The 1281-nt window shown below is 62.1% G+C and carries 1 protein-coding gene; it reads right to left on the reverse strand.

Annotated elements, in window-relative coordinates; genetic code table 11:
- On the reverse strand, positions 1-1281 hold a 1281-nt coding region (locus D8U70_RS23105; protein WP_277751271.1), incomplete at both ends, for a carbon starvation CstA family protein.

Here is a 1281-nt window from a genome sequence, read left to right on the forward strand (position 1 = left end):
GTCATGGGCAACCGCTTGCAGCGCTTCCGGTGTGATCGCAAAGCCCCAGCTGGTGACAACCTGCGCCACCGAAGCGACGTCACTGCCGACGACTGCGGCCGGGCTGTTCATGGCGAAGTACACGCCCGGCTCGATCACCGAAGCGGCAACCATGGCCATGATCGCCACGAACGATTCCATCAGCATGCCGCCGTAACCGATGTAGCGGGCGTTGGTTTCGTTATCCAGCAGCTTAGGCGTTGTGCCCGACGAGATCAGCGCGTGGAAACCCGATACCGCGCCGCAGGCGATGGTGATGAACAGGAACGGGAACAGACCGCCCTTCCACACCGGCCCGGTGCCGTCGACGAACTGGGTCAATGCCGGCATTTTCAGCTCGGGCATGGTGATCAGGATGCCGATCGCCAGGGCGACGATGGTGCCGATCTTGAGGAAGGTCGACAGGTAGTCGCGTGGCGCGAGAATCAGCCAGACCGGCAGCGATGCAGCGACGAAACCATAGCCGACCAGCATCCAGGTAATCTGCACACCGGTGAAGGTAAAGGCTTTGGCCCATACCGGATCGGCAGCGATCTGCCCGCCCAGCCAGATCGAACCGAGCAGCAGCAACACACCGACCACGGAGATTTCGCCAATGCGGCCCGGGCGGATGTAGCGCATGTAGATGCCCATGAACATCGCGATCGGGATGGTCGCCATCACGGTGAAGATGCCCCACGGGCTCTCGGCCAGGGCCTTGACCACGATCAGCGCCAGCACCGCGAGGATGATGATCATGATCAGGAAGCAGCCGAACAGTGCAATGGTTCCGGGAATCCGGCCCATTTCTTCACGCACCATATCGCCCAGGGAACGGCCGTTGCGTCGGGTCGACATGAACAGGACCATGAAGTCCTGCACCGCGCCCGCCAGCACCACACCGGCTATCAGCCAGAGTGTGCCGGGCAGATACCCCATCTGCGCCGCCAGCACCGGACCGACCAGTGGCCCCGCGCCAGCGATGGCCGCGAAGTGGTGACCGAAAAGAATGTGTTTGTTGGTCGGCACATAGTCCAGACCATCATTGTTGAGCACGGCGGGGGTGGCCCGACGCGGATCCAGTTGCATCACGTTGTTGGCGATGAACAGACTGTAGTAACGGTACGCAACCAGATAAATGGCCACGGCAGCGACCACAATCCACAAGGCGTTGATCGCCTCGCCGCGGCGCAATGCCACTACGCCAAGGGCGCACGCTCCTACGATTGCCAGCACGAGCCAGGGTAAGTGGCGCAGCAGGCT

It is taken from the genome of Pseudomonas sp. Sample_20 (assembly GCF_004307585.1).
Classification (GTDB): Bacteria; Pseudomonadota; Gammaproteobacteria; order Pseudomonadales; family Pseudomonadaceae; genus Aquipseudomonas; species Aquipseudomonas atacamensis.